Source organism: Spirosoma fluminis (assembly GCF_054778895.1).
In genome coordinates this window covers 1-2,055 of record NZ_BAAGZD010000027.1, presented here as the reverse complement: position 1 = coordinate 2,055, position 2,055 = coordinate 1, and the positions used below count along the sequence as shown (strand labels likewise).

The following is a 2,055-nucleotide window of genomic DNA, read 5'->3' as shown; positions in this document are numbered from 1 at the left end:
CTCGATGATGAAGGCGAAGTTGAACTGGCCTTCCTCACCGGGGGCGTCCCAGCAGAGGGTTCCGGTGAGGGGGTCGATGGCGAAGGAGGGTGAGCCCCCGCTCTCGCCCGAGCGGCTGAAGCGGGTTGGGTCCTGGTACGCGGGTATCGGCCGGTTTTGGGGGCAAACCTCTCCGGTCCCCTGCTTCGGTACGCTGAGCCGGTAGGCCAGGCTGTCGCCATCGGCGTCGAAGGCAGCCGGGTTGTGGCAGAAGCGCTGACCCACCCGAGCCGAGTCGAGGGGTGGGTTGAGCATGACCGGCGTGGAGTTGGTCAGCAGGGCCGGGTTGATCAGGATAGTCGTCGATACAAAAAAGGTAAGCTGATCCGAGCTGGCAGCCGGCGGCAGGTTTTTGGTATCCCGGTTTCGATTCGGAATAGTTACCGAAATCGTGAAAGGTCCTGGTCCCGGATACGTATGAACGACCCGGTAGATATTAATCGAAGAGCTTCGGCCATTGATGAACCTGCGCTCTGCACGTCTCACGGATTGCGATGAGCCATCTCCGAAGCAGATGGTATAGGGATCTGCCAGATCAGCCGCGCTTCGCCCCGTTAATTCGTCATAATAAGTAGTTAGTGTTATTTCGTAAGTCAGCGAGGTTTGAGAGATTCGTTTTGTAGTAATCTCCCCGGCCCGCACGTGGGTAGCCTGGCTGAGTTGAGGCCATAGCAGCGCCCCAGCCAGCAGGCTCACCACTCCAAGCAGATAAAACAAGCGCATAGATGTATCACATTTATAGTAGAACGATCGTAGACTTAAAAAGTGTGTCTGTACGTAGTTCCTATGAAGTCTTTTTTGTTGGCTAACGTTACTGGTCCTTGTTACGGCCCAATCTAGACATATGTTTTAGAAAATGGCAATTCGTCCCCCTTTTTACCGAAAATTAATGTGGGTTGATCAATAAATTGATTGTACACGCAATTTGGTAGTGTCTCAGTTTGTGCCGACACGAAGCTGATTATAAGTTGGTACGTTGGTAATCGGGACGCTGCATCAGCCCTTGAATTTATGCAGAATTTAAAGAGCCGTTTAGCTACTCGCGTTCAGTTGACCACTGACGGACACAAACCGTATTTAAAGGCAGTAGAAGCCGCGTTTGATAATGAAGTGGACTTTGCTCAACTGGTGAAGGTGTAGGCAGTTCTAAGGGCGAAGGCAACGACAAGCGGTATAGTTCGGCTGAATTTACGGGTGCCAAGAAAACGATCATTGAAGGTCGTCCCGACGAAAAGCACATATCTACTTCGTTCGTGGAACGCCAAAACCTGACCATGCGTATGCACATGAGACGTTTTACACGACTAACCAACGGCTTTCCAAAGAAGATCGAAAACCACTGTTATGCTATAGCTGTACACTTCGTGTACTACAACTTTTGCAAGGTGCATAAGACGTTGCGGGTTACTCCGGCGATGGAAGCGGGTTTAGCGAAGAAGCCAATAACGATTCAGCAGGTGGTTGAACTAACAGAGGTTTATTCGACTAAATGAAACTACCTGAAACGTTAAAAAACCTTAATCAGTGAGTGCTGATTAAGGTTTGCCTATATCTTCACAAGTGCACAAAACTACCTCAGTCATGAAAAAATACACGTTATTAAAAAACATAGCCCTAATCCTGCCAGTGGTTATAGGTATTCTGTTTTTCTGGGTAGTCATCCTCTCTTATGTCGAGCGGGGCGAAGTCGAATTAAATCTAATTGGATTAGGTGGCGTCTTACTGGTTTTGGGTAATATTCAATACATGGTTTCGACTTCTCGACGAATTTGAGTCATTGCCAGTTTTTTCAAACTGAGGCACTACCCGCAATCTCCCTCACTTATTAACGCTTAGTTGTCTAGGCTGGTCAGTGAGGGAGACACAATATTGACAGTTAGGCCGAGTGCCTATTTAAGGGATACGTTTTCTCTAAGCAGCTGCACCCAGCCCTTCAGCACCTGCGGGGGCGCCGTGCGGTCCAGCACCCCGTAGCGCACACTCACCTGGTAGTAGTACAACCCGCTGGGCAGCTCC

Annotated in this window: 2 pseudogenes; one reads left to right on the top strand and one right to left on the bottom strand. The window is 49.7% G+C overall.

Annotation, left to right across the window (positions count from 1 at the left end):
• Positions 1 to 762 (bottom strand): annotated as a pseudogene (locus ACYVBJ_RS20525) (gliding motility-associated C-terminal domain-containing protein); the annotation flags it as partial.
• A gap of 222 nt (positions 763 to 984) precedes the next feature.
• Between ACYVBJ_RS20525 and ACYVBJ_RS20520 the strand changes: the two are divergent.
• A pseudogene (locus ACYVBJ_RS20520) lies at positions 985 to 1,532 on the top strand (IS1 family transposase); the annotation flags it as partial.
• Positions 1,533 to 2,055 lie beyond the last annotated feature (523 nt).